We start from the raw sequence: 23,167 nt of genomic DNA on the forward strand, positions 1-23,167 counted from the left end.
CCACCGCCTTTTTTCCATCTTTAGACTGAGGTGACTTTTTTGAATTGTGATAAAATAGAAAGCAGAGGATGAACTTATGAGAAAATTTAAAATCTTTTTATTTATCGAAACCTGTCTTTTGACAGGAGCTCTGATTTTGATGGTTTCAGAGCATTTTTCGCGTTTTCTGCTGATTTTATTCCTCTTTTTGCTTTTGATTCGTTATTACACTGGTAAAGAGGGCAATAATCTTCTTTTAGTGGTGGCAACCATTCTTTTCTTTTTCATCGTCATGCTCAATCCTTTTGTGATTTTAGCTATTTTTGTTGCGGTCATCTACAGCCTCTTTCTTCTTTATCCGATGATGAACCAGGAAAAAGAGCAGACCAATTTGGTTTTTGAAGAGGTGGTAACGGTTAAGAAGGAGAAAAATCGTTGGTTTGGAAATCTCCATCATTTTTCAAGCTACCAGACTTGCCAGTTTGATGATATCAATCTCTTTCGCCTCATGGGCAAGGACACTATTCATCTGGAGAGGGTCATCCTAACCAATCATGACAATGTCATTATCCTCAGAAAGATGGTAGGAACGACCAAAATCATTGTACCTGTAGATGTGGAAGTCAGCCTTAGCGTTAACTGTCTCTATGGTGATTTGACTTTTTTCAACCAGCCCAAGCGAGCCCTCCGCAATGAACACTATCATCAAGAAACAAGAGACTATCTCAAGAGTAACAAGAGTGTCAAGATTTTCTTGACTACTATGATTGGGGATGTGGAGGTGGTCAGAGGATGAAAAAACAAGCTTATGTAATCATTGTCCTCACCTCCTTCCTGTTTGTCTTATTTCTGTCCCACAGCTTGCTGGAAATCCTTGACTTTGACTGGTCTATCTTTCTGCACGATGTCGAAAAAACAGAAAAATTTATCTTTTTGTTGTTGGTATTCAGCATGTCCATGACCTGTCTCTTAGCCCTGTTTTGGAGAGGTATCGAAGAGCTTTCTCTAAGAAAAATGCAGACTAATCTCAAGCGTTTATTGGCAGGGCAAGAAGTGGTTCAGGTTGCAGATCCAGATTTGGATGCCAGTTTCAAGTCCTTGTCAGGTAAACTTAACCTTTTGACAGAGGCTCTTCAAAAAGCTGAAAATCATAGCCTTGCTCAGGAAGAGGAAATCATCGAGAAGGAACGGAAGCGAATTGCTCGGGATTTGCACGATACAGTCAGTCAGGAGTTGTTTGCGGCCCACATGATTTTATCGGGTATCAGTCAGCAGGCTTTGAAATTGGATAGAGAAAAGATGCAGCCCCAGTTGCAGAGTGTCACAGCTATTTTAGAAACAGCCCAGAAGGATTTGCGGGTCTTGCTCTTGCATTTGCGACCAGTTGAGCTGGAGCAGAAGAATCTGGTTGAGGGAATCCAAATCCTCTTAAAAGAGCTTGAGGACAAGAGTGATCTCAAGGTTGGTTTCAAGCATAATGTAACGAAATTGCCCAAGAAAATTGAGGAGCATATTTTCCGTATCCTGCAAGAGTTGATCAGCAATACCCTTCGCCATGCCCAGGCCTCTTGTTTAGATGTCTATCTCTATCAGACAGATGTTGAATTGCAACTGAAGGTGGTGGACAATGGAATTGGTTTTCAGTTAGGGAGTTTAGACGACTTGAGTTATGGACTGCGAAATATCAAGGAGCGGGTTGAAGATATGGCAGGGACGGTTCAGTTATTAACAGCTCCCAAGCAAGGGATGGCAATTGATATTCGTATTCCCCTGCTAGATAAGGAATGATAAAGGAGTAAAGATGAAAATTTTACTAGTAGATGACCATGAAATGGTCCGCTTGGGCTTGAAAAGCTACTTTGACCTCCAAGATGATGTAGAAGTTGTGGGCGAGGCGTCCAACGGGTCTCAAGGAATTGACTTGGCCTTGGAACTGCGTCCAGATGTCATTGTCATGGATATTGTCATGCCTGAGATGAATGGAATTGACGCGACCTTGGCTATCCTCAAAGAATGGCCTGAAGCCAAGATTTTGATTGTGACTTCTTACTTGGACAATGAAAAAATCATGCCTGTCTTAAATGCAGGTGCTAGGGGCTATATGCTCAAGACTTCTAGTGCTGACGAACTTCTCCATGCCGTCCGTAAGGTGGCTGCTGGTGAGCTGGCCATTGAGCAAGAGGTCAGCAAGAAGGTTGAATACCACCGCAATCACATGGAACTACATGAGGATTTGACTGCGCGTGAGCGAGATGTTCTCCAACTGATTGCCAAGGGCTACGAAAATCAGCGTATCGCAGACGAACTTTTTATCTCTCTCAAGACGGTCAAGACCCATGTGTCCAATATCCTTGCCAAACTTGAAGTCAGTGATCGTACCCAGGCGGCAGTCTATGCCTTTCAGCATCGTTTGGTAGGGCGTGAGGAGTTTTAGTAGTTATATAAAATAATATCGGAGAAATGACTTAATTTAGTATCAAAGAAGCGAGTAAGTAGTTCTACCATGGTAAATTCCCAAACTAACTTCCACCGCTAATCCAAGTGGAAGTTAGTTTGATAAAAATCCTAAAAACCAGCGGAAATCCGTTTCAGATTAAGTTCCGCTATGATGGAAGTTACTTTGAGAAGTTACGGTAGTTCTACCATCATTGAAAAGCGCAGTCATTACTTGAAAAAAGTCGCCCATTTATGTTATAATAGACTGTATTTAAAAAATTTTAAGGAGAAATGACAGAATGTCTGTATCATTTGAAAACAAAGAAACAAACCGTGGTGTCTTGACTTTCACTATCTCTCAAGACCAAATCAAACCAGAATTGGACCGTGTCTTCAACTCAGTGAAGAAATCTCTTAATGTTCCAGGTTTCCGTAAAGGTCACCTTCCACGCCCTATCTTCGACAAGAAATTTGGTGAAGAATCACTTTACCAAGACGTTATGAACGCTCTTTTGCCAAACGCTTATGAAGCAGCTGTAAAAGAAGCTGGTCTTGAAGTCGTTGCGCAACCAAAAATTGACGTAACTTCAATGGAAAAAGGTCAAGACTGGGTTATCACTGCTGAAGTCGTTACAAAACCTGAAGTAAAATTGGGTGACTACAAAAACCTTGAAGTAACAGTTGATGTAGAAAAAGAAGTAACTGACGCTGATGTTGAAGAACGTATCGAACGTGAGCGCAACAACTTGGCTGAATTGGTTATCAAGGAAGCTGCTGCTGAAAACGGCGACACTGTTGTCATCGACTTCGTTGGTTCTATCGATGGTGTTGAATTTGATGGCGGAAAAGGTGAAAACTTCTCACTTGGACTTGGTTCAGGTCAATTCATCCCTGGTTTTGAAGACCAATTGGTAGGTCACTCAGCTGGTGAAACTGTTGATGTTATCGTAACATTCCCAGAAGACTACCAAGCAGAAGACCTTGCAGGTAAAGAAGCTAAATTCGTAACAACTATCCACGAAGTAAAAGCTAAAGAAGTCCCAGCTCTTGACGATGAACTTGCAAAAGACATCGACGAAGAAGTTGAAACACTTGCTGAATTGAAAGAAAAATACCGCAAGGAATTGGCTGCTGCTAAAGAAGAAGCTTACAAAGATGCAGTAGAAGGTGCAGCAATTGATAAAGCTGTAGAAAACGCTGAAATCGTAGAACTTCCAGAAGAAATGATTCACGAAGAAGTTCACCGTTCAGTAAATGAATTCCTTGGAAACTTGCAACGTCAAGGTATCAACCCTGACATGTACTTCCAAATCACTGGAACTACTCAAGAAGACCTTCACAATCAATACCAAGCAGAAGCTGAGTCACGTACTAAGACTAACCTTGTTATCGAAGCAGTTGCCAAAGCTGAAGGGTTTGACGCTTCAGAAGAAGAAATCCAAAAAGAAGTTGAGCAATTGGCAGCAGACTACAACATGGAAGTTGCTCAAGTACAAAGCTTGCTTTCAGCTGATATGTTGAAACACGACATCACAATCAAAAAAGCTGTTGAATTGATCACAAGCACAGCAACAGTTAAATAATCTTAATAAACAAAAATCCCACCTGACTAGGTGGGTTTTCTGATGCACTATTTTCCAAAAATCTCTCTGAGGTCTGCATCTGTAATCCCAATCATGGCCGGGATGCTGTCCCAGTTTTCTTCGGTTAGGATGTAGGATTGTTCAGAGGCACTTGATGTGGCAGTTTCAGAGACAGCTGGTTGCTTTTCTTCAACATTCTCCAATAGATCATCGAAGCGTTCAATCAGATAGGTTTTTCGGGCAGTTCCGATGTGCTGGGTAGCATAGTCGAAGGCCTGCAATTCGCCTAGTAAGATAAGCTTGCTTTTGGCACGTGTAATGGCTGTATAGATGAGATTGCGCTCCAGCATACGCCTACTAGCGCTGGTGATAGGTAGGATGACAACAGGGAACTCACTTCCCTGGGACTTATGGATACTCATGGCATAGGCCAAGCGAATTTTGTACCATTCGTTACGTGGGTAAGAGACCTCGTTGCCATCAAAATCAATGACAATTTCGTCTTGTTTCGACTCTGTGTATTTACCAGGAATCAGGTCTGTGATGGCTCCCAAATCTCCATTAAAGACATTGATTTCAGCATCGTTGACCAAATGAATGACCTTGTCTCCCTTACGATAGTGGCACTGGGGAGCTTCAAAACTGAGTTGATCTTTTTGTGGTGGGTTGAGCAGGTCTTGCATGAGCTGATTGATAGCATCAATCCCTGCAGTCCCTCGGTACATGGGAGCCAGAACCTGAATATCACGGGCAGGAATACCACTTCTGAGGGCAGCACCTAAGATCTTTTCAATGGTAGCAGGAATATGGCCGCTAGCGATTTCAAAGTAGGAACGGTCAGCTTTTTTCTGGGTGAAATCAGCTGGCAAGATGCCCTGTCGAATCTGACTAGCTAGGGTAACGATAGTTGATTCTTCACTCTGTCGGTAAATTTTTTCCAAGCGAGTCTGAGGAATCAAAGGAATATGAAGCAGATCTGCTAGAACTTGTCCAGGACTGACAGAAGGCAACTGGTCGCTGTCGCCCACGATGAGGATTTTACTGTTAGAAGAGATGTTGGAGAAGAGTTGATTGGCCAGCCAAGTATCCACCATGGAAAATTCATCCACGATAATAAAGTCGGCATCCAGATAATCTTCCAGATGACTGGTATCATCGTCGCCTGTCATTCCCAAGTGACGGTGTATGGTCGCGCTAGGCAAGCCTGTCAATTCATTCATGCGGCGAGCTGCTCGGCCAGTTGGAGCAGCAAGAAGAATCGGTAAATTGCTTTTTTTCCTGAGGTCAAGTCCTTCTAAAAGGGCATAAACAGCGATGATACCATTGATAACCGTTGTCTTACCAGTACCTGGGCCGCCTGTCAGAATAAAGACCTTGTTCTGGATAGCATCACAGATAGCTTGTTTTTGAATGCTATCATACTCAATTCCCAGCTCTTCCTCGATAGTAGTGATATGTTTTTGAATGGTTTCTAAATCCTGGCTCTTCTGTTTTCCTTTTTCAAGGATACGAACCAGGTGACTGCGGATGCCTTCCTCAGCGAAAAAGAGACTGTTATCAAAAATCTTGGTATCAACCTGCTGAACCTTGTCTTCTTCGATCAGGTAGGAGAGTTCTTGGGCCACTTGGCTGGGGTCCAGTTCCACGGGACGGGAAGACTCAAGGAGAGTAAGGGTTTGTTCCAGCAAATCTCGTGCTTCAACATAGGTGTCCCCTGTTTCCATACAGGCCTGAAAAAGACTATGAACTAGACCGGCGCGGAAGCGTTCAGGAGCCTGACTTTCGATGCCTAGTTCCTCAGCTAGTTGGTCAGCAATAGTAAATCCCAATCCTTTTATATCCTCAACTAACTGGTAGGGATAATTTTCAACCACATCAAGGGTTTCTTCCTTGTAAAAGTCTTGAATTTGGAAGGCTAATTTATTGGGAATGCCGTAGTTGGCAAGTTTGGCTAAAACCATCTCCGTTCCGTAGTTGAGACGGAGAGTGGAGACGAAAGCCTCGCGATTTTTGGCAGATAGTCCTGCGATGCCTTCTAACTTTTCTGGGTGTTGCAAAATTTCGTCAATGGTATTGTCGCCATAGGTGTCCACTATTTTCTGAGCTGTCTTGAGACCAATTCCCTTGAAATGGCTACTTGAAAAGTACTTGACCAAGCCCTTGCTAGTTGGTTTTGCACGTTCATAACGGTTGATTTGCAGTTGTTCCCCATACTTGGAGTGCTGGACAATTTGCCCCCAAAAAGTGTAGTCTTCGCCCTCAATCACATCAGCCATGGTGCCGGTGACAATAATTTCAAAATCATCAAAATCCTCTGCGTTTGTATCGTCGATTTCTAGGAGGAAGATACGATAAAAATTGCTGGGATTTTCAAAAATAATCCGTTCAATGGTTCCTGAAAAATAAACTTCCATAAGATTCCTTTGCATAAATAGGTGAGAGTTAATACTCTTCGAAAATCAAATTCAAACTACGTCAGCTTCGCCTTGCCGTACTCAAGTACAGCCTGCGTCTAGCTTCCTAGTTTGCTCTTTGATTTTCATTGAGTATAACTTTGTTTCTATCTTAATCAAACTGGGTAGTGAATAATCATCTTCTCACGATAGAAGAAGAGGCTGAGATTGGTGATTCTCGGCCTCTTAGGTTTCTTAAAATGTTCCGATACGGGTGATGGGCCAGAAGCGGAATTTAGCTTCCCCTGTGATATCTTTTGCTTTGAAGGTACCTACGTGACGGCTGTCGCTCGAAACCAAGCGGTCGTCTCCGAGGAGAAGGTATTCTCCTTCTGGGACAGTAAAGCTAAAGTTGGTGTTGTAGTTGACATCAACTGTGAAGGCTTGAGCTTTTTGAGCAATACTTCTAAAGAAAGTTCCTTTATTTCCTTCAAATCCCTTGCCTGAGTATGTGCTTTGGAGTTTGTCATCCTTGAAACGTTTGATGTAGTCAGCTAGGTAAGGTTCATCTGTCTCTTTGTCATTGATGTAAAGTTTATCATTTTCGTAACGAATGGTGTCGCCAGGCATTCCGATGACACGTTTGACAATGTCCTTATTGCCATCTTCCTCATGGGCAACCACGATATCAAAACGGTCAATAGGGAGGTGCTTAACGACAAAGAGGATTTCGCCATCCGCTAGGGTAGGATCCATGGAATGTCCTTCTACGCGGACATTACTCCAAAAAAAGATACGGCTCAAAGCTAGTAATGACAGAATCAGGAGGAACAATCCCCACTCTTTTAGGAAATTTTTAAATGAATTCATAATTTACCTTTCTAAGCGTTTTTTCGCTTTTTCAGTATTTTTAAAGTGCAGTTTGGCGCAGAAATTGAGTCCCTGCATACCATAGGCTTGTAAAATCTGGCTAGCCACCTTATCAGAAGCCGTTCCAGCTCCACTTGGAAGTTGATAACCCAGTTCTCGTCCAAGATTTTCAAGATTTTCTAGAAAGAGATCACGCGCAATGATAGAAGAAACTGCGACAGCCAAGTATTTGCCCTCAGCCTTTTCTTCTAGGCTAATAGGATTGCTGAAACGATTGGACTCTTGTGCCAAGTACTTGTCATAATTTTTAACACTGGTAAAGGCATCAATCACAATTTTCTCAGGCTGAAGACCTTTTTGAAGGAGGAGATAGATAGCCTGATTATGGAGGGCAACCTTAACCGAAACCGCATTGTAGCGGTCTCCGATGACCTCGTTGTACTTGCTTGGTGAGAGAAGCAGTGCCTGATGCTGGATTTTTTCTTTGAGGATAGGGGCAATCTGACGAATCTTTTGGTCGGTCAGAGTCTTAGAATCCCCCACACCGAGTTTTCGTAAGAAGTCGTGCTGGTCTAGTGTGACAAAGGAAGCCACAACTGCAAGCCCACCAAAGTAGGAACCATTTCCCACCTCATCTGTCCCAATCAAAGGGAAATTTTGTCCGCTGGTTTCCTCTACAACTTGATAGCCAAAGAAACGAGCGTATTTCTCAGCCCCTTCACCTTGAAGCAAGACCTTTCCAGAAGTATAGATAGAAGCCGTTGTTTGAGGCAGTCTCAAAAAGTAGCGGATATAGGGATTCTTACTGGGAGCCAGACTGGTTTGATAGTGTTCAAGAAAAGCCTGAATCTCCTTTTCACTTGGTGTGAGTGTTATACTTGCCATGGTTTCTATTGTACCACAAAAGCAGGCAAATTTGTAAAAACTGACAAAATTAGCGAATTTTGGTATAATATCGTGAGGTGAATTTTATGGCAAATCTAAATCGATTCAAATTTACATTCGGGAAAAAATCATTAACCTTGACAAGCGAGCATGATAATCTCTTTATGGAGGAAATCGCCAAGGTTGCGACAGAAAAATACCAAGCAATTAAAGAACAAATGCCTAGCGCAGATGATGAAACAATCGCTCTTTTGTTGGCAGTCAACTGTTTGTCAACTCAACTCAGCCGTGAGATTGAATTTGACGATAAGGAGCAAGAGCTAGAAGAACTCCGTCACAAGCTTGTAACTTGTAAGCAAGAACAGAGCAAGATTGAGGATTCCTTATGATTTCACTCCTTCTTCTATTGGTCTTGGCTTGGGGATTTTATATCGGCTATCGGAGAGGCCTGCTCTTACAGGTTTATTACCTGATTTCAGCCATGGCATCGGCTTTTATGGCTGGCCAGTTTTACAAGGGGCTGGGAGAGCAGTTCCATTTATTACTTCCTTATGCAAATCCGCAGGAAGGTCAGGGAACTTTTTTCTTCCCATCGGATCAACTCTTTCAGTTGGATAAGGTCTTTTACGCAGGGATCGGCTACTTGCTTGTATTTGGGATTGTCTATAGCATCGGTCGTTTACTTGGTCTCCTTTTGCACTTACTTCCTAGTAAAAAACTGGGTGGTAAGTTGTTCCAAATTTCAGCAGGTATCTTGTCCATGTTGGTGACCTTATTTGTCTTGCAAATGGCCTTGACAATCTTAGCGACCATCCCCATGGCAGCTATACAAAATCCTCTTGAAAAGAGTATCGTCGCAAAACACATCATCCAGAGCATACCAGTAACAACCAGTTGGCTCAAACAAATCTGGGTGACAAATTTAATCGGATAAAAAGGGCAGGAATTTTCCTAGCCCTTTGTTTACAGATTGACTAGAATCTATCAGAATGTAAAAAGCTAATACTCTTCGAAAATCTCTTCAAACCACGTCAGCTTCCATCTGCAACCTCAAAACACTGTTTTGAGCAACCTGTGGCTAGCTTCCTAGTTTGCTTTTTGATTTTTATTGAGTTTCATACACCTAGATATTCAAAGACAAGGAAATAAAGATGAATAAGAAAATATTAGAAACATTAGAGTTCAATAAGGTCAAGGCCTTGTTTGAACCCCATTTGTTGACCGAGCAGGGCTTGGAGCAATTGAGACAGCTGACTCCGACTGCCAAAGCAGATAAAATTAAACAGGCTTTTGCTGAGATGAAGGAAATGCAGGCTCTTTTTGTTGAGCAACCGCATTTCACTATTCTCGCAACTAAGGAAATTGCAGGAGTCTGCAAGCGGTTGGAGATGGGAGCAGACCTCAATATCGAGGAGTTCCTCCTCTTGAAACGCGTGCTTCTTGCCAGCCGAGAACTGCAAAGTTTTTATGCTAATCTGGAAAATGTCAGCTTGGAAGAATTAGCTCTTTGGTTTGAAAAATTACACGATTTTCCGCATTTACAAGGAAATCTACAAGCCTTTAATGATGCAGGTTTCATTGAAAATTTCGCCAGTGAAGAATTGGCGCGCATCCGTCGAAAAATCCATGATAGCGAGAGTCAGGTACGCGATGTTTTACAGGATCTGCTCAAGCAAAAAGCGCAGATGTTGACAGAAGGGATTGTTGCCAGCAGAAATGGCCGTCAGGTTCTACCTGTCAAAAACACTTACCGTAATAAGATTGCAGGTGTCGTCCATGATATTTCTGCCAGCGGAAACACCGTCTATATCGAACCCCGTGAGGTGGTCAAACTGAGCGAAGAAATCGCTAGTCTGCGAGCAGATGAGCGTTATGAAATGCTTCGAATTCTCCAAGAAATTTCTGAGCGTGTTCGCCCTCATGCGGCTGAGATTGCTAATGACGCTTGGATTATCGGTCATCTGGACTTGATTCGTGCCAAGGTTCGATTTATCCAAGAAAGGCAAGCAGTCGTTCCTCAGCTGTCAGAAAATCAGGAAATTCAACTGCTCCATGTATGTCACCCTTTGGTCAAAAATGCCGTCGCAAATGATGTCCATTTTGGTCAAGATTTAACAGCCATTGTTATCACAGGTCCTAATACTGGTGGTAAGACCATCATGCTCAAAACTCTGGGTTTGACACAGGTTATGGCCCAGTCAGGTTTACCGATTTTAGCAGACAAGGGAAGTCGTGTTGGTATTTTTGAAGAAATCTTTGCTGATATTGGCGATGAGCAGTCTATTGAACAGAGCTTGTCTACCTTCTCTAGCCACATGACCAATATTGTGGATATTCTTGGCAAGGTCAACCAGCATTCGCTCTTGCTCTTGGATGAGTTGGGGGCTGGTACAGATCCCCAAGAGGGAGCCGCTCTTGCCATGGCTATTCTGGAGGATCTTCGCCTGCGTCAAGTCAAGACTATGGCGACGACCCACTATCCAGAACTCAAGGCCTACGGTATTGAGACAGCCTTTGTGCAAAATGCCAGCATGGAGTTTGATACTGCAACTCTACGCCCGACCTATCGCTTTATGCAGGGTGTGCCTGGCCGAAGCAATGCCTTTGAAATTGCCAAACGTCTAGGCCTATCTGAAGTTATTGTAGGGGATGCCAGTCAGCAGGTTGATCAGGACAATGATGTCAACCGGATTATTGAGCAACTGGAAGAGCAGACGCTAGAAAGTCGTAAACGCTTGGACAATATCCGTGAGGTGGAGCAAGAAAATCTCAAGATGAACCGTGCTTTAAAAAAACTTTACAACGAGCTCAATCGTGAAAAGGAAACCGAGCTTAATAAGGCGCGTGAACAGGCTGCTGAGATTGTGGACATGGCTCTAAGTGAGAGTGACCAGATTCTCAAAAATCTCCACAGCAAATCTCAACTTAAACCCCACGAAATCATTGAAGCCAAGGCCAAGCTGAAAAAATTGGCTCCTGAAAAAGTAGACTTGTCCAAAAACAAGGTTCTTCAAAAGGCCAAGAAAAAACGAGCTCCACAGGTGGGAGATGATATCGTGGTTCTCAGTTACGGTCAGCGTGGTACCTTGACTAGTCAACTCAAGGACGGCCGCTGGGAAGCCCAAGTTGGCTTGATCAAGATGACCTTGGAAGAGAAAGAGTTTGACCTTGTTCAAGCTCAGCAAGAAAAACCAGTCAAGAAGAAACAGGTCAATGTTGTGAAACGAACTTCTGGGCGAGGACCTCAAGCTAGACTGGACCTTCGAGGCAAGCGCTATGAAGAAGCCATGAATGAGCTAGATGCCTTTATAGACCAAGCTTTGCTTAATAATATGGCTCAAGTAGATATCATCCATGGTATCGGAACAGGTGTTATCCGTGAAGGTGTCACCAAATATCTACAAAGAAACAAACATGTCAAGAGTTTCGGCTATGCCCCACAAAATGCTGGAGGCAGTGGCGCGACTATTGTCACTTTTAAAGGATAGAAGTATTCTGAGCTTTATACAGTAAAAACTGTTGAATTAAGTTTTACTAATAAACACATTGACAAAAGCCAACATTTTTTGTAAAATAAGAATCAATTAAATACCAACACCGAATGAAGTTTAATAGAAGTGGTAAATCGTTTGATTTTCCATGACTGTAAATGGACGGAACTCTGGAGAGACCGTAAAGGCACCGAAGGGGCAAGGCAGGCAACTGCTCAAACTCTCAGGTAAAAGGACAGAGCTAGGATAGACCGCTTTTTAGCATTTATCTAAGCATTCCAGAGTACATGTATCTTGCATGTGCTCTTTCTTTTGGGGTTGAAAAGATAGGAGAAGGAAATGTTAGAATTGCTTAAATCAATCGATGCTTTTGCTTGGGGACCGCCCCTCTTGATTTTATTGGTCGGAACAGGGCTTTACCTAACTATTCGGCTAGGACTCTTGCAGGTTTTGCGTCTGCCCAAGGCCTTTCAGCTTATTTTTATCCAGGATAAGGGACATGGGGATGTATCCAGTTTTGCAGCTCTGTGTACAGCCTTGGCATCAACCGTTGGAACAGGGAATATCATAGGGGTTGCGACGGCTATCAAGGTGGGGGGGCCTGGAGCCCTCTTTTGGATGTGGATGGCGGCTTTCTTTGGAATGGCTACCAAGTATGCGGAAGGACTCTTGGCCATCAAATACCGCACCAAGGACGACCATGGTGCAGTAGCGGGAGGTCCCATGCATTATATCCTTCTAGGGATGGGAAAAAAGTGGCGTCCACTTGCTGTTTTGTTTGCAGTAGCAGGAGTACTGGTTGCTCTCTTGGGAATCGGAACCTTCACTCAAGTTAACTCGATTACAGAATCTATCCAGAATACAACGACTATTTCGCCAGCTATCACTGCTCTCGTCTTGTCTGTCTTTGTAGCGATTGCAGTCTTTGGCGGACTCAAGTCCATTTCAAAGGTTTCAACTACTGTTGTGCCTTTTATGGCTATCATTTATATCTTAGGAACTCTTACAGTTATTTTCTTTAATATCGGGAAAATTCCTTCTACAATTGCTTTAGTCTTTACCTCAGCTTTTAATCCCCTTGCTGCGGTAGGTGGATTTGCTGGTGCTAGCGTTCGGATGGCTATTCAAAATGGTGTGGCGCGTGGTGTGTTCTCAAATGAATCTGGTCTGGGTTCTGCTCCCATTGCAGCTGCTGCGGCTAAGACAAATGAACCAGTAGAGCAAGGTTTGATTTCCATGACAGGAACCTTTATTGACACCCTCATTATCTGTACTCTGACTGGTTTGACCATCTTGGTAACTGGTGTTTGGAGTGGTGACTTGAATGGAGTGGCTTTGACTCAGTCAGCCTTCTCAACAGTCTTTTCACACTTTGGACCTGCCCTCTTAACCATCTTCCTTGTTCTCTTTGCCTTTACAACGATTCTTGGTTGGAACTACTATGGAGAACGCTGTTTCGAGTTCCTCTTTGGGGTTCGCTTTATCTGGCTCTACCGTGTGGTCTTTGTACTCATGGTCTTGTTGGGAGGATTTATCGAGTTGGATATGGTTTGGATTATCGCAGATATTGTCAATGCCTTGATGGCTCTGCCAAATTTGATTGCCCTCTTAGTTTTATCGCCAGTCGTTATTGCTGAGACTAAAAAGTATTTTGACAAATAATGAAATCACACATCGCGTGTGATTTTTTGCTTTCATAAAAAATTTCTATCAGTGCAATTTAAAATATATATTATACACGGTATAGAATCTGTGATAGACTAGATTTCAACAACATGAAAAGAGGTTTTATGATGACAACATTTACTATCCATACAGTCGAATCAGCACCAGCAGAAGTAAAAGAAGTTCTTGAAACAGTAGAAAAAGATAACAATGGCTATATTCCCAACCTAATCGGTCTCTTGGCTAATGCACCTACCGCCTTAGAAGCCTACAGAACTGTCGGAGCCATCAACCGTCGCAATAGCCTGACACCAGTTGAGCGTGAAGTGGTGCAAATCACGGCAGCTGTAACTAATGGTTGTGCTTTCTGCGTGGCAGGTCACACAGCTTTTTCCATCAAACAAATCCAGATGAATGATGACCTTCTGCAAGCCCTTCGCAATCGTACTCCAATCGAAACAGATCCTAAATTAGACACTCTGGCTAAGTTTACTTTGGCAGTTATCAATACCAAGGGTCGTGTAGGAGATGAAGCCTTGGGTGAATTTTTAGAAGCTGGCTACACCCAACAAAATGCCTTGGATGTGGTTCTTGGTGTCAGCCTAGCAAGCCTCTGTAACTATGCCAACAACCTAGCCAATACACCAATTAACCCAGAATTGCAACCTTATGCCTAATTCATATCTGAGTAAAATGAAGTCTGAAATAATCGGACTTCGTTTTTTTAGCACCTCATTTAAGCGCTTTTATGCTATACTGAAACTAACATGATTATTGGAGGTTAGGATGAAAAAACTCCCCTTGGTATTTTCTGGTTGTTTGCTAGGTTTGGCAGGAGCTGGAAATCTTATTTTAGATACGTTGCCAGTTCTGTCCCATCTGTTGAGTCTGACAGGTTTGGTTTTGTGGATTTACTTTCTGATTTTGCATCTGTTTAATTGGAAGGAAACCAAGCGAGAATTGACCAAGCCTCCTCTTTTGTCAGGAATGGCGACCTTTCCCATGGCTGGGATGATTTTATCGACTTATGTCTTTCGAGTCTTCCCTCATTTCCCTTTGGTAGCGCAAGGACTTTGGTGGTTTTCATTTCTCTTGGATTTGTTCTTGATTGCTGGTTTCACCATTAAATTTGCCTATCCGGGGCGGAGGGTTCATGCGACTCCTAGCTGGACGGTTCTCTATGTGGGGATAGCAGTAGCAGCCTTGACCTATCCTCTTGTAGGTATCATCGAAATTGCCTATGCGACCTTGAGTTTTGGTTTTCTCCTAACCTTCTATCTCTATCCCCTTATTTATAGCGATTTAAAGAAACATCCGCTCCCACTAGCCTTGCTTGGGCAAGAAGGAATCTACTGTGCTCCTTTCTCTCTACTCTTGGCTTCTCTGGTTCGGGTTGGAGGAGCCAGCCTACAAACCTGGGTCTTGATTGTCATGATCTTGCTTTCTCAATCCTTCTTTTTCTTTGTTTTGACTCGCCTGCCCAATATTTTAAAACAAGGCTTTCAACCAGCCTTTTCAGCCCTCACCTTCCCGACCATTATCACAGCTACTTCGCTTAAGATGGCTCAGGGAATCTTGAAACTTCCATTTTTGGATTATTTGGTAGTGGCTGAAACTGTTATTTGCCTAATCATTTTGCTCTTTGTATTAGGTGCTTATTTGATTTGGTTACGAAAAAAGGTCTAGCTAGAAATAGCTAGGCCTTATTTTTATGGTTTGATAACTTCAGCGTCACCCATGTATGGACGAAGAACTTCTGGGATGGTCACAGAACCATCTGCATTTTGGTAGTTTTCAAGAATAGCAGCCACTGTACGTCCAACTGCAAGTCCAGAACCGTTCAAGGTATGGAGCAATTTCACCTTGCCATCTGCTTCATCACGGTAACGGATTTGGGCACGACGGGCTTGGAAATCTTCTGTATTTGAACAGCTTGAAATTTCACGGTAGGTATTTTGTGCTGGAATCCAAACTTCCAAGTCGTAAGTTTTAGCAGCTGAGAAGCCCATATCTCCTGTAGAGAGAGCAACGACACGATATGGAAGGTTGAGTTTTTGAAGGATATTTTCAGCGTTGGCTGTCATTTTTTCCAATTCTTCGTAAGATTCTTCTGGCTTGGCAAATTTAACCATTTCAACCTTGTGGAATTGGTGCAAACGAATCAAGCCACGAGTATCACGACCAGCAGAACCAGCCTCGGAACGGAATGATGGGCTCATAGCAGTAAAGTAGATTGGCAGGTCTTTACCATCAAGGATTTCATCACGGTAGTAGTTTGTCAGAGGAACTTCAGCTGTAGGGATAAGGACATAATTGCTATCGCTGAGTTCAAAAGTATCTTCCTTGAATTTTGGATATTGACCAGTCCCAAACATAGAATCATGGTTAACCATGTAAGGTGTGATGACTTCTGTATAGCCTTCTTTTCCATGTTCATCCAACATAAAGTTGTAGATGGCACGTTCCAAACGAGCGCCGAGACCTTTATAGAAGAGGAAGCGAGCGCCGGTTACTTTACCCCCACGTTCCCAATCAAGGATACCAAGGTCTTCGCCAAGATCCCAGTGAGCTTTAGGTTCGAAATCAAACTCGCGTGGAGTACCCCAACGGCGAACTTCCACATTGTCGTCTTCGTCAGCCCCAACAGGAACGCTGTCAGCTGGGATATTTGGAAGAGTAGTGGTAAATTCTGTCAATTTAGCATCGATGTCTGCCAATTCAGCATCCAAAGCTTTAACCTCAGCAGATAGGGTTTGCATGGCAGCAATCTTGTCATCTGCATTTTCCTTGTTGCGCTTAGCTTGGGCAATCTCAGCAGAAACTGTGTTGCGTTCTGCCTTGAGAGTTTCAACCTTGACCAAGATGTCACGACGTTTAGCATCGATTTCTTTCATTTCATTCAAGACAGTAGCATCTACACCACGTGTAGCCAATTTTTCTGCGACAGCATCAAAGTCTGTACGAATACGTTTGATATCTAACATAAGAACTCCTTTATGAAAAAAGCACACCTGACAAAGCGTTGGAGTGGCAGGGCCACGGTTCCATCCAACTTCACAGGTGTGCACTTGATTGTGTATGCAATTGTTACTAACGGTAGAATTTCACCTATCCCTCCTATCTGCTCGCAGCATCCGCAGACTTTCTGAAAGAAGAAGATAACCTACTTATCCGTTGCTATGATTATACTAAAGTTTCTACTTTTTTGCAAATAAATTTTTAAATTTTTGACCAATGGTCTGAATCAGAGTTGGAAGCTTGACGACCTTGTCATTGCCCAGTTTTTCACGAGCAATTTTGAGAATGGCACCTGAGTCTTTTGAAGCAAAGAGGAATTTTCCTCTGTCTGTAAAGACTTCGAAGTGGCGACTGATTTTGCGACCAGTGACATTAGCTCCAATTTGGTTGATATGGCTCCAAGGAATCTGGATAAATTGTTCAACATTGACATCGGGGTAAAATTCCAAAGCCTGATCTCCGACAAGGAATTTCCCAACTTTCCCAGCTATAGAGAGGTAGGAGGTGCCTGTCGTATTGAGAAGCACTGTTTTGTTAAGAGATTGGGCCATGCTTAGTCTTCCTTACTTTCACCGAAAAAGGCATTGTAGAGGGCTTTAATAGCTGCTTTCTCTTGGTCCTTATGGACAACAAACATAATAGATACTTCACTAGAACCTTGAGACATCATCTGGATGTTGATCTTATTTTCAGATAGAGCACGTGTCGCAGTAGCAGTTACTCCGATATGGCTCTTCATCTTTTCTCCAACAATCATAATGATTGAAAGGTCGTGCTCGATTTCTGCATGGTCTACTTCAGCCTTTTGAACCAACTGACGAAGGATTTCTTCTTCCTTGATAGGAGTTAGTTCGCGAGAACGGAGGATGATTGAAAGATCGTCGATACCTGTTGGCATATGTTCCCAACCGATGTTAAGATCTTCAAGGATTTGAAGAACTTTGCGTCCAAATCCAACCTCACGGTTCATGAGGTATTTAGACATATTAATGCTGACAAAGCCAGAGTCACCAGCAATTCCCACAACTGGGAATTCATCACTACTATGTTTTAGAACGATACGAGTACCTGGATGATCAGGATTGTTGGTATTCTTGATAACCAGAGGAATTTTTCCACGGTAGGCAGGTAGAAGGGCTTCGTCATGAAGGACTGAGAAGCCTGCATAGGCCAACTCACGCATTTCACGGTAGGTCAACTCTGGGATAGAGTGTGGTTGGTGAATAATACCAGGGTGGGCTGCAAAGATACCATCAACGTCTGTAAAGTTTTCATAGAGATCGGCCTTAACACCGGCAGCAATGATAGAACCTGTAATGTCTGATCCTCCACGTGAGAAGGTACAGATTTGATTTTCCTTGGTAACTCCAAAGAAACCAGGAATGACAAGGACTTCATTTGCATTTGTCAATTCTTCAATCTTGTCATAACTTGATGGAATGATGCGAGCGTGACCAGGTTCACTTGTGACCACAATACCAGCTTCTCTAGGGTGCACATAGCGTGCATCGATCCCGTTTTGATTAAAGTAGGCAGCGATTAACTTAGCATTGTTATTTTCACCAGCTGCTAGGAAAGTATCGTAGAGAAATTCATTTTCATCAATAGGAAGAGTGGCTAAGGCACGAATGCTTTTAGAAATTTTTTCTAGTACAGCTGGTTTAAGACCTAGTTCACTAACCATAGCAGCATAGCGGTCGATAATCCAGTTTTGACTCTTGCTAATATCGTTACCAGCAACATAGTCGCGGTAGTATTTAATCAAGGCATCCGTAACCTTAGTATCTTCGGCATTGCGTTTCCCAGGTGCAGAAACAACTACAAAACGGCGCTCTGGATCGCTTTTAACGATGTTTAAAACTTTTTCTAATTGACCAGCAGAGGCAAGAGAGCTACCTCCAAATTTAACAACTTTCATAAGAACTCCTAAAGTAAGTATTTTATACGATTATAGCAGAAAGAAAGCCTTTTTTCAATGAAGAAAATAAGATGCTTTCTAGTATAAAGCGAGCCTTTCTAATCGGCTGAGACACTTTCAGTTGATTTTTTCTTGCTTTCTGATTTTAAAAAAGATATACTTTGAAAATAAAATAATTTAAATCGCTTATAAAATAAAAGGAGTCCTGATGGAACATATTATTTATCAGCTTGAAGAAGATTTGGCAATCCTTACCTTAAACCGTCCTGAGGTCGCGAATGGTTTTCATATTCCCATGTGTGAGGAAATTTTAGAAGCACTGACTCTGGCAGAAGAGGATCCAGCTGTGCATTTTATCTTGATCAATGCCAAGGGAAAGGTCTTCTCTGTTGGGGGAGATTTGGTAGAGATGAAGCGGGCAGTGGATGAGGATGATATTCCATCATTGACGAAAATCGCAGAATTGGTCAATACGATTTCTTATAAAATCAAGCAAATTGCTAAACCTGTCTTGATGGAGGTTGATGGAGCTGTTGCAGGTGCTGCAGCCAATATGGCTGTAGCTGCAGATTTCTGTCTTGCAACGGATAAGGCTAAGTTTATCCAAGCCTTTGTCGGCGTTGGTTTGGCTCCGGATGCAGGAGGGATTCATCTCTTGAGCCGCAGTATTGGTGTGACGCGTGCTGCTCAATTAGCTATGACAGGTGAGGCTTTGACAGCACAAAAAGCTCTAGAGTGGGGGCTGGTTTACCGCGTCTGTGAAGCTGATAAACTTGAAAAGACGAGAGAACAGCTTCTTAAAAAATTAAGACGTGGTTCAAGTAATTCCTATGCAGCCATTAAGAAGTTGGTTTGGGAGAGCCAATTTAAAGACTGGCAAGATTATGCTACTTTAGAACTGAACCTACAGGAATCCTTAGCTCAAACAGAGGATTTCAAAGAAGGAGTGCGAGCTCATTCGGAGAGAAGACGGCCTAAATTTACAGGAAAATAAAAAAATACTTGCATCATTCTTTGAACTTTGATATAATTCTCTTGTCAAATGTTTTGATTGTAAAAGTTTTTTTGAGAAGGAGGGATATGAAAAATGGACTACCAACGAATTAATGAATATTTAACATCTATATTTAACAATGTCCTTGTCATTGAGGAAGTGAGCTTGAGAGGTAGTCGTTTCAAGGATATCTCCATCAAAGAAATGCATACGATTGATGTGATTGGGAAATTCCCAGACGTGACACCAAGTCAAGTGTCAAAAGAGCTGATGGTGACTCTTGGGACAGTTACGACTAGTTTGAATAATCTCGAACGCAAGGGTTACATTGAACGCATTCGCTCAGAGCAGGATCGTCGTGTGGTGCATCTACATTTGACAAAGAAGGGTCGCTTGGTTCATAGGTTGCATAAACGCTTCCACAAGGCCATGGTTGAAAAAATCATTGATGGTATGAGTAAGCAAGAAATTGATGTTATGAGCAAAGGTTTGACCAATCTTTACCAATTTTTGGAGGATTTGAAATAATGGCTTTTGCAAAAATAAGCCAGGTTGCTCATTATGTGCCAGAGCAAGTGGTTACAAATCACGACTTGGCTCAGATTATGGATACCAATGATGAGTGGATTTCAAGTCGGACGGGAATACGACAAAGGCATATTTCAAGAACAGAATCTACCAGTGATTTGGCTACGGAAGTTGCTAAGAAACTGATGACAAAAGCTGGAATCACAGGAGAGGAGCTGGATTTTATCATCCTAGCTACCATTACTCCTGATTCGATGATGCCCTCTACAGCTGCTCGTGTTCAAGCTAATATTGGTGCTAATAAGGCCTTTGCTTTTGACCTAACAGCTGCCTGCAGTGGATTTGTATTTGCTCTTTCAACTGCTGAAAAATTTATCGCTTCTGGTCGCTTTCAAAAAGGCTTGGTGATTGGCAGTGAAACCCTCTCTAAAGCAGTCGATTGGTCGGACCGATCAACAGCTGTTTTGTTTGGAGATGGTGCTGGTGGTGTCTTGTTAGAAGCTAGCGATAAGCAACATTTCCTAGCTGAGAGTCTCAATAGCGATGGTTCACGAAGCGAGTGTCTAACCTATGGACATTCAGGCCTGCATTCTCCATTTTCAGATCAAGAAAGTGCAGATTCATTTTTGAAGATGGATGGACGCGCAGTCTTTGATTTTGCTATTCGGGATGTAGCCAAGTCTATCAAACAAACTATTGAAGAATCTCCTATAGAGGCGACAGATTTGAATTATCTGCTACTTCATCAGGCTAATGACCGTATTTTGGATAAGATGGCTAGAAAAATCGGCGTCGACCGAGCCAAACTTCCAGCCAATATGATGGAATATGGCAATACCAGTGCAGCCAGTATCCCGATTTTACTTTCAGAGTGTGTGGAACAAGGTCTCATCCCTTTAGATGGTAGCCAGACTGTTCTACTATCAGGCTTCGGTGGAGGCTTGACATGGGGCACACTCATTCTTACAATTTAGGTAATCATGTGGTGAACACATTGTTATAAAAAACTATTTATTTTAAAGGAGTCCTATCATGGCAGTATTTGAAAAAGTACAAGAAATTATCGTTGAAGAACTTGGAAAAGACGCATCAGAAGTAACACTTGAATCAACTTTTGATGATTTGGACGCAGATTCATTGGACTTGTTCCAAGTAATCTCAGAAATCGAAGATGCTTTTGATATCCAAATCGAAGCAGAAGATGACTTGAAAACAGTTGGTGACTTGGTTGCCTACGTTGAAGAGCAAACAAAATAATACTCAATGAAAATCAAAGAGCAAACTAGGAAGTTAGCCTCAGGCTGTACTTGAGTACGGCAAGGTGACGCTGACGTGGTTTGAATTTGATTTTCGAAGAGTATAAGCAGAATATGAATAGAAGGAGTAGGGAAACCCGCTCCCTCTTGTTTAGGCAATAGTTTGATTTTCAAATTATGACAGTATCGAACTATTACGTAAGCAAGAAACGATGGAGGCACTATGAAAACGCGTATTACAGAATTATTGAATATTGAGTATCCTATTTTTCAAGGAGGAATGGCCTGGGTCGCTGATGGTGATTTGGCAGGGGCTGTTTCCAAGGCTGGAGGACTAGGGATTATCGGTGGGGGGAATGCCCCTAAAGAAGTTGTCAAGGCAAATATTGACAAAATCAAATCATTAACGGATAAACCCTTTGGTGTCAACATCATGCTCTTGTCTCCCTTTGTGGAAGATATTGTAGACCTTGTTATCGAGGAAGGTGTTAAGGTAGTGACAACAGGCGCAGGAAATCCTGGTAAATACATGGAACGATTTCATGAAGCAGGGATTACAGTCATTCCTGTTGTACCAAGTGTTGCCCTAGCTAAACGAATGGAAAAAATTGGTGCGGACGCTGTTATCGCAGAAGGAATGGAAGCTGGGGGACATATCGGTAAATTAACAACCATGACCTTGGTGCGTCAAGTGGCGGCAGCTGTATCTATCCCTGTTATTGCTGCAGGAGGGATTGCGGATGGTGAAGGTGCTGCGGCTGGCTTTATGCTAGGTGCAGAGGCTGTTCAGGTTGGAACTCGCTTTGTCGTTGCAAAAGAGTCTAATGCCCATCCAAATTATAAGGCCAAAATTTTAAAAGCTAGAGATATTGATACTACGATTTCAGCTCAACACTTTGGACATGCTGTTCGAGCTATTAAAAACCAATTGACTCGTGATTTTGAAAAAGCTGAGAAAGATGCCTTTAAACAAGAAAATCCAGATTTAGAAATTTTTGAACAAATGGGAGCAGGTGCACTAGCCAAAGCAGTTGTTCACGGTGATGTGGATGGCGGATCTGTTATGGCAGGTCAGATTGCAGGGCTTGTTTCCAAAGAAGAAACCGTTGAAGAAATCTTAAAAGATTTGTATTACGGAGCAGCTAAGAAAATTCAAGAAGAAGCCTCTCGTTGGGCAGGAGTTGTAAGAAATGACTAAAACGGCCTTTTTATTTGCTGGCCAAGGTGCCCAGTATCTAGGTATGGGACGGGATCTCTATGATCACTACTCTATTGTCAAAGAAACGATTGATCAAGCGAGTCAGGTACTCGGTTATGATTTGCGTTATCTCATTGATACGGAAGAAGCAAAACTTAACCATACCCGCTATACGCAACCAGCTATTTTAGCGACTTCAGTTGCTATTTACCGTTTATTGCAAGAAAAGGGCTATCAGCCTGATATGGTTGCTGGTTTGTCTCTTGGGGAATATTCTGCCTTGGTGGCCAGTGGCACCTTGGATTTTGAAGATGCGGTAGCCTTGGTCGCTAAGCGTGGCGCCTATATGGAAGAAGCGGCTCCTGCTGGCTCTGGCAAGATGGTAGTGGTTCTCAATACGCCAGTAGAGGTTATTGAAGAAGTCTGTCAAAAAGCTTCTGAACTTGGAGTGGTTACCCCAGCCAACTATAATACACCTGCACAAATCGTGATTGGTGGAGAAGTGGCTGCAGTTGATCGAGCTGTTGAACTCTTGCAGGAAGCAGGAGCTAAACGCTTGATTCCTCTCAAGGTTTCAGGTCCCTTTCATACCGCTCTCCTTGAGCCTGCTAGTCAGAAACTAGCTGAAACTCTAGCTCAGGTAAGTTTTTCAGATTTCACTTGTCCCCTAGTCGGCAATACAGAAGCTACAGTTATGAAAAAAGAAGACATTGCTCAACTCTTGACGCGTCAGGTCAAGGAACCAGTTCGTTTTTATGAAAGTATTGCAGTTATGCAAGAAGCAGGAGTAACCAACTTTATCGAGATTGGACCGGGGAAAGTCTTGTCAGGCTTTGTCAAAAAAATTGATAAAACGGCTAAACTAGCTAATGTTGAAGATCAGGCGAGTTTGGAAGCCTTGCTAGAAAACGAGTAATCCCTTCTCCCACAAATATAAGAGGAAACAGGAGAAA

The 23,167-nt window shown here is 42.7% G+C and carries 22 protein-coding genes and 1 riboswitch; of the genes, 16 read left to right on the forward strand and 6 right to left on the reverse strand.

The window, feature by feature from the left end:
- Nucleotides 1-76: 76 nt before the first annotated feature.
- The 4 genes from liaF to tig all read left to right on the forward strand — a co-directional run bounded on the left by liaF (nt 77) and on the right by tig (nt 3,998).
- Nucleotides 77-775 carry a cell wall-active antibiotics response protein LiaF gene (liaF, locus tag DSY56_RS05560; protein ID WP_084929911.1) on the forward strand — a complete coding sequence of 233 codons (699 nt, stop codon included), beginning with the start codon at nt 77-79 and terminating at the stop codon, nt 773-775.
- The gene (locus tag DSY56_RS05565; protein ID WP_112444368.1) at nt 772-1,767 is read left to right on the forward strand and encodes a sensor histidine kinase; all 996 of its coding nucleotides are present in this window, start codon (nt 772-774) and stop codon (nt 1,765-1,767) included. The genes liaF and DSY56_RS05565 overlap by 4 nt, the downstream gene beginning before the upstream one ends.
- A 13-nt stretch (nt 1,768-1,780) precedes the next feature.
- Complete coding sequence (locus DSY56_RS05570) at nt 1,781-2,413, forward strand: response regulator (RefSeq protein WP_112444370.1); 633 nt, start codon at nt 1,781-1,783, stop codon at nt 2,411-2,413.
- Nucleotides 2,414-2,714: 301 nt separating this feature from the next.
- A complete protein-coding gene (gene tig / locus DSY56_RS05575; RefSeq protein ID WP_112444372.1) occupies nt 2,715-3,998 on the forward strand; it encodes a trigger factor in 1,284 nt (427 codons plus the stop codon).
- A 47-nt stretch (nt 3,999-4,045) separates the two neighbouring features.
- Here tig and recD2 read toward each other — a convergent pair whose 3' ends face one another.
- The 3 genes from recD2 to rnhC form a co-directional block, all read right to left on the reverse strand.
- A complete protein-coding gene (recD2, locus tag DSY56_RS05580) occupies nt 4,046-6,412 on the reverse strand; it encodes an SF1B family DNA helicase RecD2 (RefSeq protein WP_112444374.1) in 2,367 nt (788 codons plus the stop codon).
- Between the two features lie 234 nt (nt 6,413-6,646).
- On the reverse strand, nt 6,647-7,261 hold the full coding sequence (gene lepB / locus DSY56_RS05590; RefSeq protein WP_001083986.1) for a signal peptidase I: 615 nt from the start codon (nt 7,259-7,261) through the stop codon (nt 6,647-6,649).
- Between the two features lie 3 nt (nt 7,262-7,264).
- Entirely contained in the window at nt 7,265-8,146 is an 882-nt protein-coding gene (rnhC, locus tag DSY56_RS05595; protein WP_112444376.1) for a ribonuclease HIII, read from the reverse strand.
- Nucleotides 8,147-8,232: 86 nt separating this feature from the next.
- Here rnhC and zapA point away from each other — a divergent pair, with 86 nt between their 5' ends.
- The 6 genes from zapA to DSY56_RS05625 all read left to right on the forward strand — a co-directional run bounded on the left by zapA (nt 8,233) and on the right by DSY56_RS05625 (nt 14,988).
- Nucleotides 8,233-8,535, forward strand: a complete 303-nt coding sequence (zapA, locus tag DSY56_RS05600; protein WP_000002019.1) for a cell division protein ZapA — start codon at nt 8,233-8,235, stop codon at nt 8,533-8,535.
- Nucleotides 8,532-9,080, forward strand: a complete 549-nt coding sequence (locus DSY56_RS05605) for a CvpA family protein (RefSeq protein ID WP_112444378.1) — start codon at nt 8,532-8,534, stop codon at nt 9,078-9,080. Before zapA ends, DSY56_RS05605 begins: the two co-directional genes overlap by 4 nt.
- Nucleotides 9,081-9,297: 217 nt before the next feature.
- Entirely contained in the window at nt 9,298-11,634 is a 2,337-nt protein-coding gene (locus tag DSY56_RS05610) for an endonuclease MutS2 (protein WP_112444380.1), read from the forward strand.
- A gap of 163 nt (nt 11,635-11,797) precedes the next feature.
- Nucleotides 11,798-11,886, forward strand: a riboswitch (glycine riboswitch).
- A gap of 90 nt (nt 11,887-11,976) precedes the next feature.
- Nucleotides 11,977-13,299, forward strand: a complete 1,323-nt coding sequence (locus tag DSY56_RS05615) for an alanine/glycine:cation symporter family protein (protein ID WP_112444382.1) — start codon at nt 11,977-11,979, stop codon at nt 13,297-13,299.
- A gap of 131 nt (nt 13,300-13,430) precedes the next feature.
- Nucleotides 13,431-13,979, forward strand: coding sequence for a carboxymuconolactone decarboxylase family protein (locus tag DSY56_RS05620; protein WP_033686525.1), 549 nt, complete (start codon nt 13,431-13,433; stop codon nt 13,977-13,979).
- Nucleotides 13,980-14,088: 109 nt separating this feature from the next.
- Nucleotides 14,089-14,988, forward strand: a complete 900-nt coding sequence (locus DSY56_RS05625; protein ID WP_112444385.1) for a TDT family transporter — start codon at nt 14,089-14,091, stop codon at nt 14,986-14,988.
- A 23-nt stretch (nt 14,989-15,011) separates the two neighbouring features.
- On the opposite strand, the gene serS is transcribed toward DSY56_RS05625, so the two are convergent.
- From serS to DSY56_RS05640, 3 genes are all read right to left on the reverse strand, one after another.
- Nucleotides 15,012-16,286, reverse strand: a complete 1,275-nt coding sequence (serS, locus tag DSY56_RS05630) for a serine--tRNA ligase (protein ID WP_112444387.1) — start codon at nt 16,284-16,286, stop codon at nt 15,012-15,014.
- A 213-nt stretch (nt 16,287-16,499) separates the two neighbouring features.
- A complete protein-coding gene (locus DSY56_RS05635) occupies nt 16,500-16,871 on the reverse strand; it encodes a DUF956 family protein (RefSeq protein WP_000079349.1) in 372 nt (123 codons plus the stop codon).
- Between the two features lie 2 nt (nt 16,872-16,873).
- Nucleotides 16,874-18,238: an aspartate kinase gene (locus DSY56_RS05640; RefSeq protein ID WP_112444389.1), complete on the reverse strand. Its 1,365-nt coding sequence runs from the start codon at nt 18,236-18,238 to the stop codon at nt 16,874-16,876.
- A gap of 208 nt (nt 18,239-18,446) precedes the next feature.
- Here DSY56_RS05640 and DSY56_RS05645 point away from each other — a divergent pair, with 208 nt between their 5' ends.
- The 6 genes from DSY56_RS05645 (at nt 18,447) to fabD (ending at nt 23,130) form a co-directional block, all read left to right on the forward strand.
- Entirely contained in the window at nt 18,447-19,232 is a 786-nt protein-coding gene (locus DSY56_RS05645) for an enoyl-CoA hydratase (protein ID WP_112444391.1), read from the forward strand.
- 93 nt (nt 19,233-19,325) lie between these two features.
- Nucleotides 19,326-19,760 (forward strand): fatty acid biosynthesis transcriptional regulator FabT, encoded by a 435-nt coding sequence (fabT, locus tag DSY56_RS05650; protein ID WP_112444393.1) that lies wholly within the window; start codon nt 19,326-19,328, stop codon nt 19,758-19,760.
- Nucleotides 19,760-20,734 carry a beta-ketoacyl-ACP synthase III gene (locus tag DSY56_RS05655; protein ID WP_112444395.1) on the forward strand — a complete coding sequence of 325 codons (975 nt, stop codon included), beginning with the start codon at nt 19,760-19,762 and terminating at the stop codon, nt 20,732-20,734. The genes fabT and DSY56_RS05655 overlap by 1 nt, the downstream gene beginning before the upstream one ends.
- Nucleotides 20,735-20,792: 58 nt before the next feature.
- Nucleotides 20,793-21,017, forward strand: a complete 225-nt coding sequence (locus tag DSY56_RS05660; RefSeq protein ID WP_000257838.1) for an acyl carrier protein — start codon at nt 20,793-20,795, stop codon at nt 21,015-21,017.
- Between the two features lie 222 nt (nt 21,018-21,239).
- Entirely contained in the window at nt 21,240-22,214 is a 975-nt protein-coding gene (gene fabK, locus DSY56_RS05670; protein WP_112444397.1) for an enoyl-[acyl-carrier-protein] reductase FabK, read from the forward strand.
- Complete coding sequence (gene fabD / locus DSY56_RS05675) at nt 22,207-23,130, forward strand: ACP S-malonyltransferase (RefSeq protein WP_112444399.1); 924 nt, start codon at nt 22,207-22,209, stop codon at nt 23,128-23,130. Before fabK ends, fabD begins: the two co-directional genes overlap by 8 nt.
- The last annotated feature ends 37 nt before the right edge of the window (nt 23,131-23,167 follow it).

This window comes from Streptococcus sp. 596553 (assembly GCF_900411395.1).
Classification (GTDB): domain Bacteria; phylum Bacillota; class Bacilli; order Lactobacillales; family Streptococcaceae; genus Streptococcus; species Streptococcus mitis_BA.

Coding starts and splice junctions, on each gene's coding strand:
- liaF (WP_084929911.1), top strand. CDS start 77: ATGAGAAAATTTAAAATCTTTTTATTTATCGAAACCTGTCTTTTGACA.
- DSY56_RS05565 (WP_112444368.1), top strand. CDS start 772: ATGAAAAAACAAGCTTATGTAATCATTGTCCTCACCTCCTTCCTGTTT.
- DSY56_RS05570 (WP_112444370.1), top strand. CDS start 1,781: ATGAAAATTTTACTAGTAGATGACCATGAAATGGTCCGCTTGGGCTTG.
- tig (WP_112444372.1), top strand. CDS start 2,715: ATGTCTGTATCATTTGAAAACAAAGAAACAAACCGTGGTGTCTTGACT.
- recD2 (WP_112444374.1), bottom strand. CDS start 6,412: ATGGAAGTTTATTTTTCAGGAACCATTGAACGGATTATTTTTGAAAAT.
- lepB (WP_001083986.1), bottom strand. CDS start 7,261: ATGAATTCATTTAAAAATTTCCTAAAAGAGTGGGGATTGTTCCTCCTG.
- rnhC (WP_112444376.1), bottom strand. CDS start 8,146: ATGGCAAGTATAACACTCACACCAAGTGAAAAGGAGATTCAGGCTTTT.
- zapA (WP_000002019.1), top strand. CDS start 8,233: ATGGCAAATCTAAATCGATTCAAATTTACATTCGGGAAAAAATCATTA.
- DSY56_RS05605 (WP_112444378.1), top strand. CDS start 8,532: ATGATTTCACTCCTTCTTCTATTGGTCTTGGCTTGGGGATTTTATATC.
- DSY56_RS05610 (WP_112444380.1), top strand. CDS start 9,298: ATGAATAAGAAAATATTAGAAACATTAGAGTTCAATAAGGTCAAGGCC.
- DSY56_RS05615 (WP_112444382.1), top strand. CDS start 11,977: ATGTTAGAATTGCTTAAATCAATCGATGCTTTTGCTTGGGGACCGCCC.
- DSY56_RS05620 (WP_033686525.1), top strand. CDS start 13,431: ATGACAACATTTACTATCCATACAGTCGAATCAGCACCAGCAGAAGTA.
- DSY56_RS05625 (WP_112444385.1), top strand. CDS start 14,089: ATGAAAAAACTCCCCTTGGTATTTTCTGGTTGTTTGCTAGGTTTGGCA.
- serS (WP_112444387.1), bottom strand. CDS start 16,286: ATGTTAGATATCAAACGTATTCGTACAGACTTTGATGCTGTCGCAGAA.
- DSY56_RS05635 (WP_000079349.1), bottom strand. CDS start 16,871: ATGGCCCAATCTCTTAACAAAACAGTGCTTCTCAATACGACAGGCACC.
- DSY56_RS05640 (WP_112444389.1), bottom strand. CDS start 18,238: ATGAAAGTTGTTAAATTTGGAGGTAGCTCTCTTGCCTCTGCTGGTCAA.
- DSY56_RS05645 (WP_112444391.1), top strand. CDS start 18,447: ATGGAACATATTATTTATCAGCTTGAAGAAGATTTGGCAATCCTTACC.
- fabT (WP_112444393.1), top strand. CDS start 19,326: ATGGACTACCAACGAATTAATGAATATTTAACATCTATATTTAACAAT.
- DSY56_RS05655 (WP_112444395.1), top strand. CDS start 19,760: ATGGCTTTTGCAAAAATAAGCCAGGTTGCTCATTATGTGCCAGAGCAA.
- DSY56_RS05660 (WP_000257838.1), top strand. CDS start 20,793: ATGGCAGTATTTGAAAAAGTACAAGAAATTATCGTTGAAGAACTTGGA.
- fabK (WP_112444397.1), top strand. CDS start 21,240: ATGAAAACGCGTATTACAGAATTATTGAATATTGAGTATCCTATTTTT.
- fabD (WP_112444399.1), top strand. CDS start 22,207: ATGACTAAAACGGCCTTTTTATTTGCTGGCCAAGGTGCCCAGTATCTA.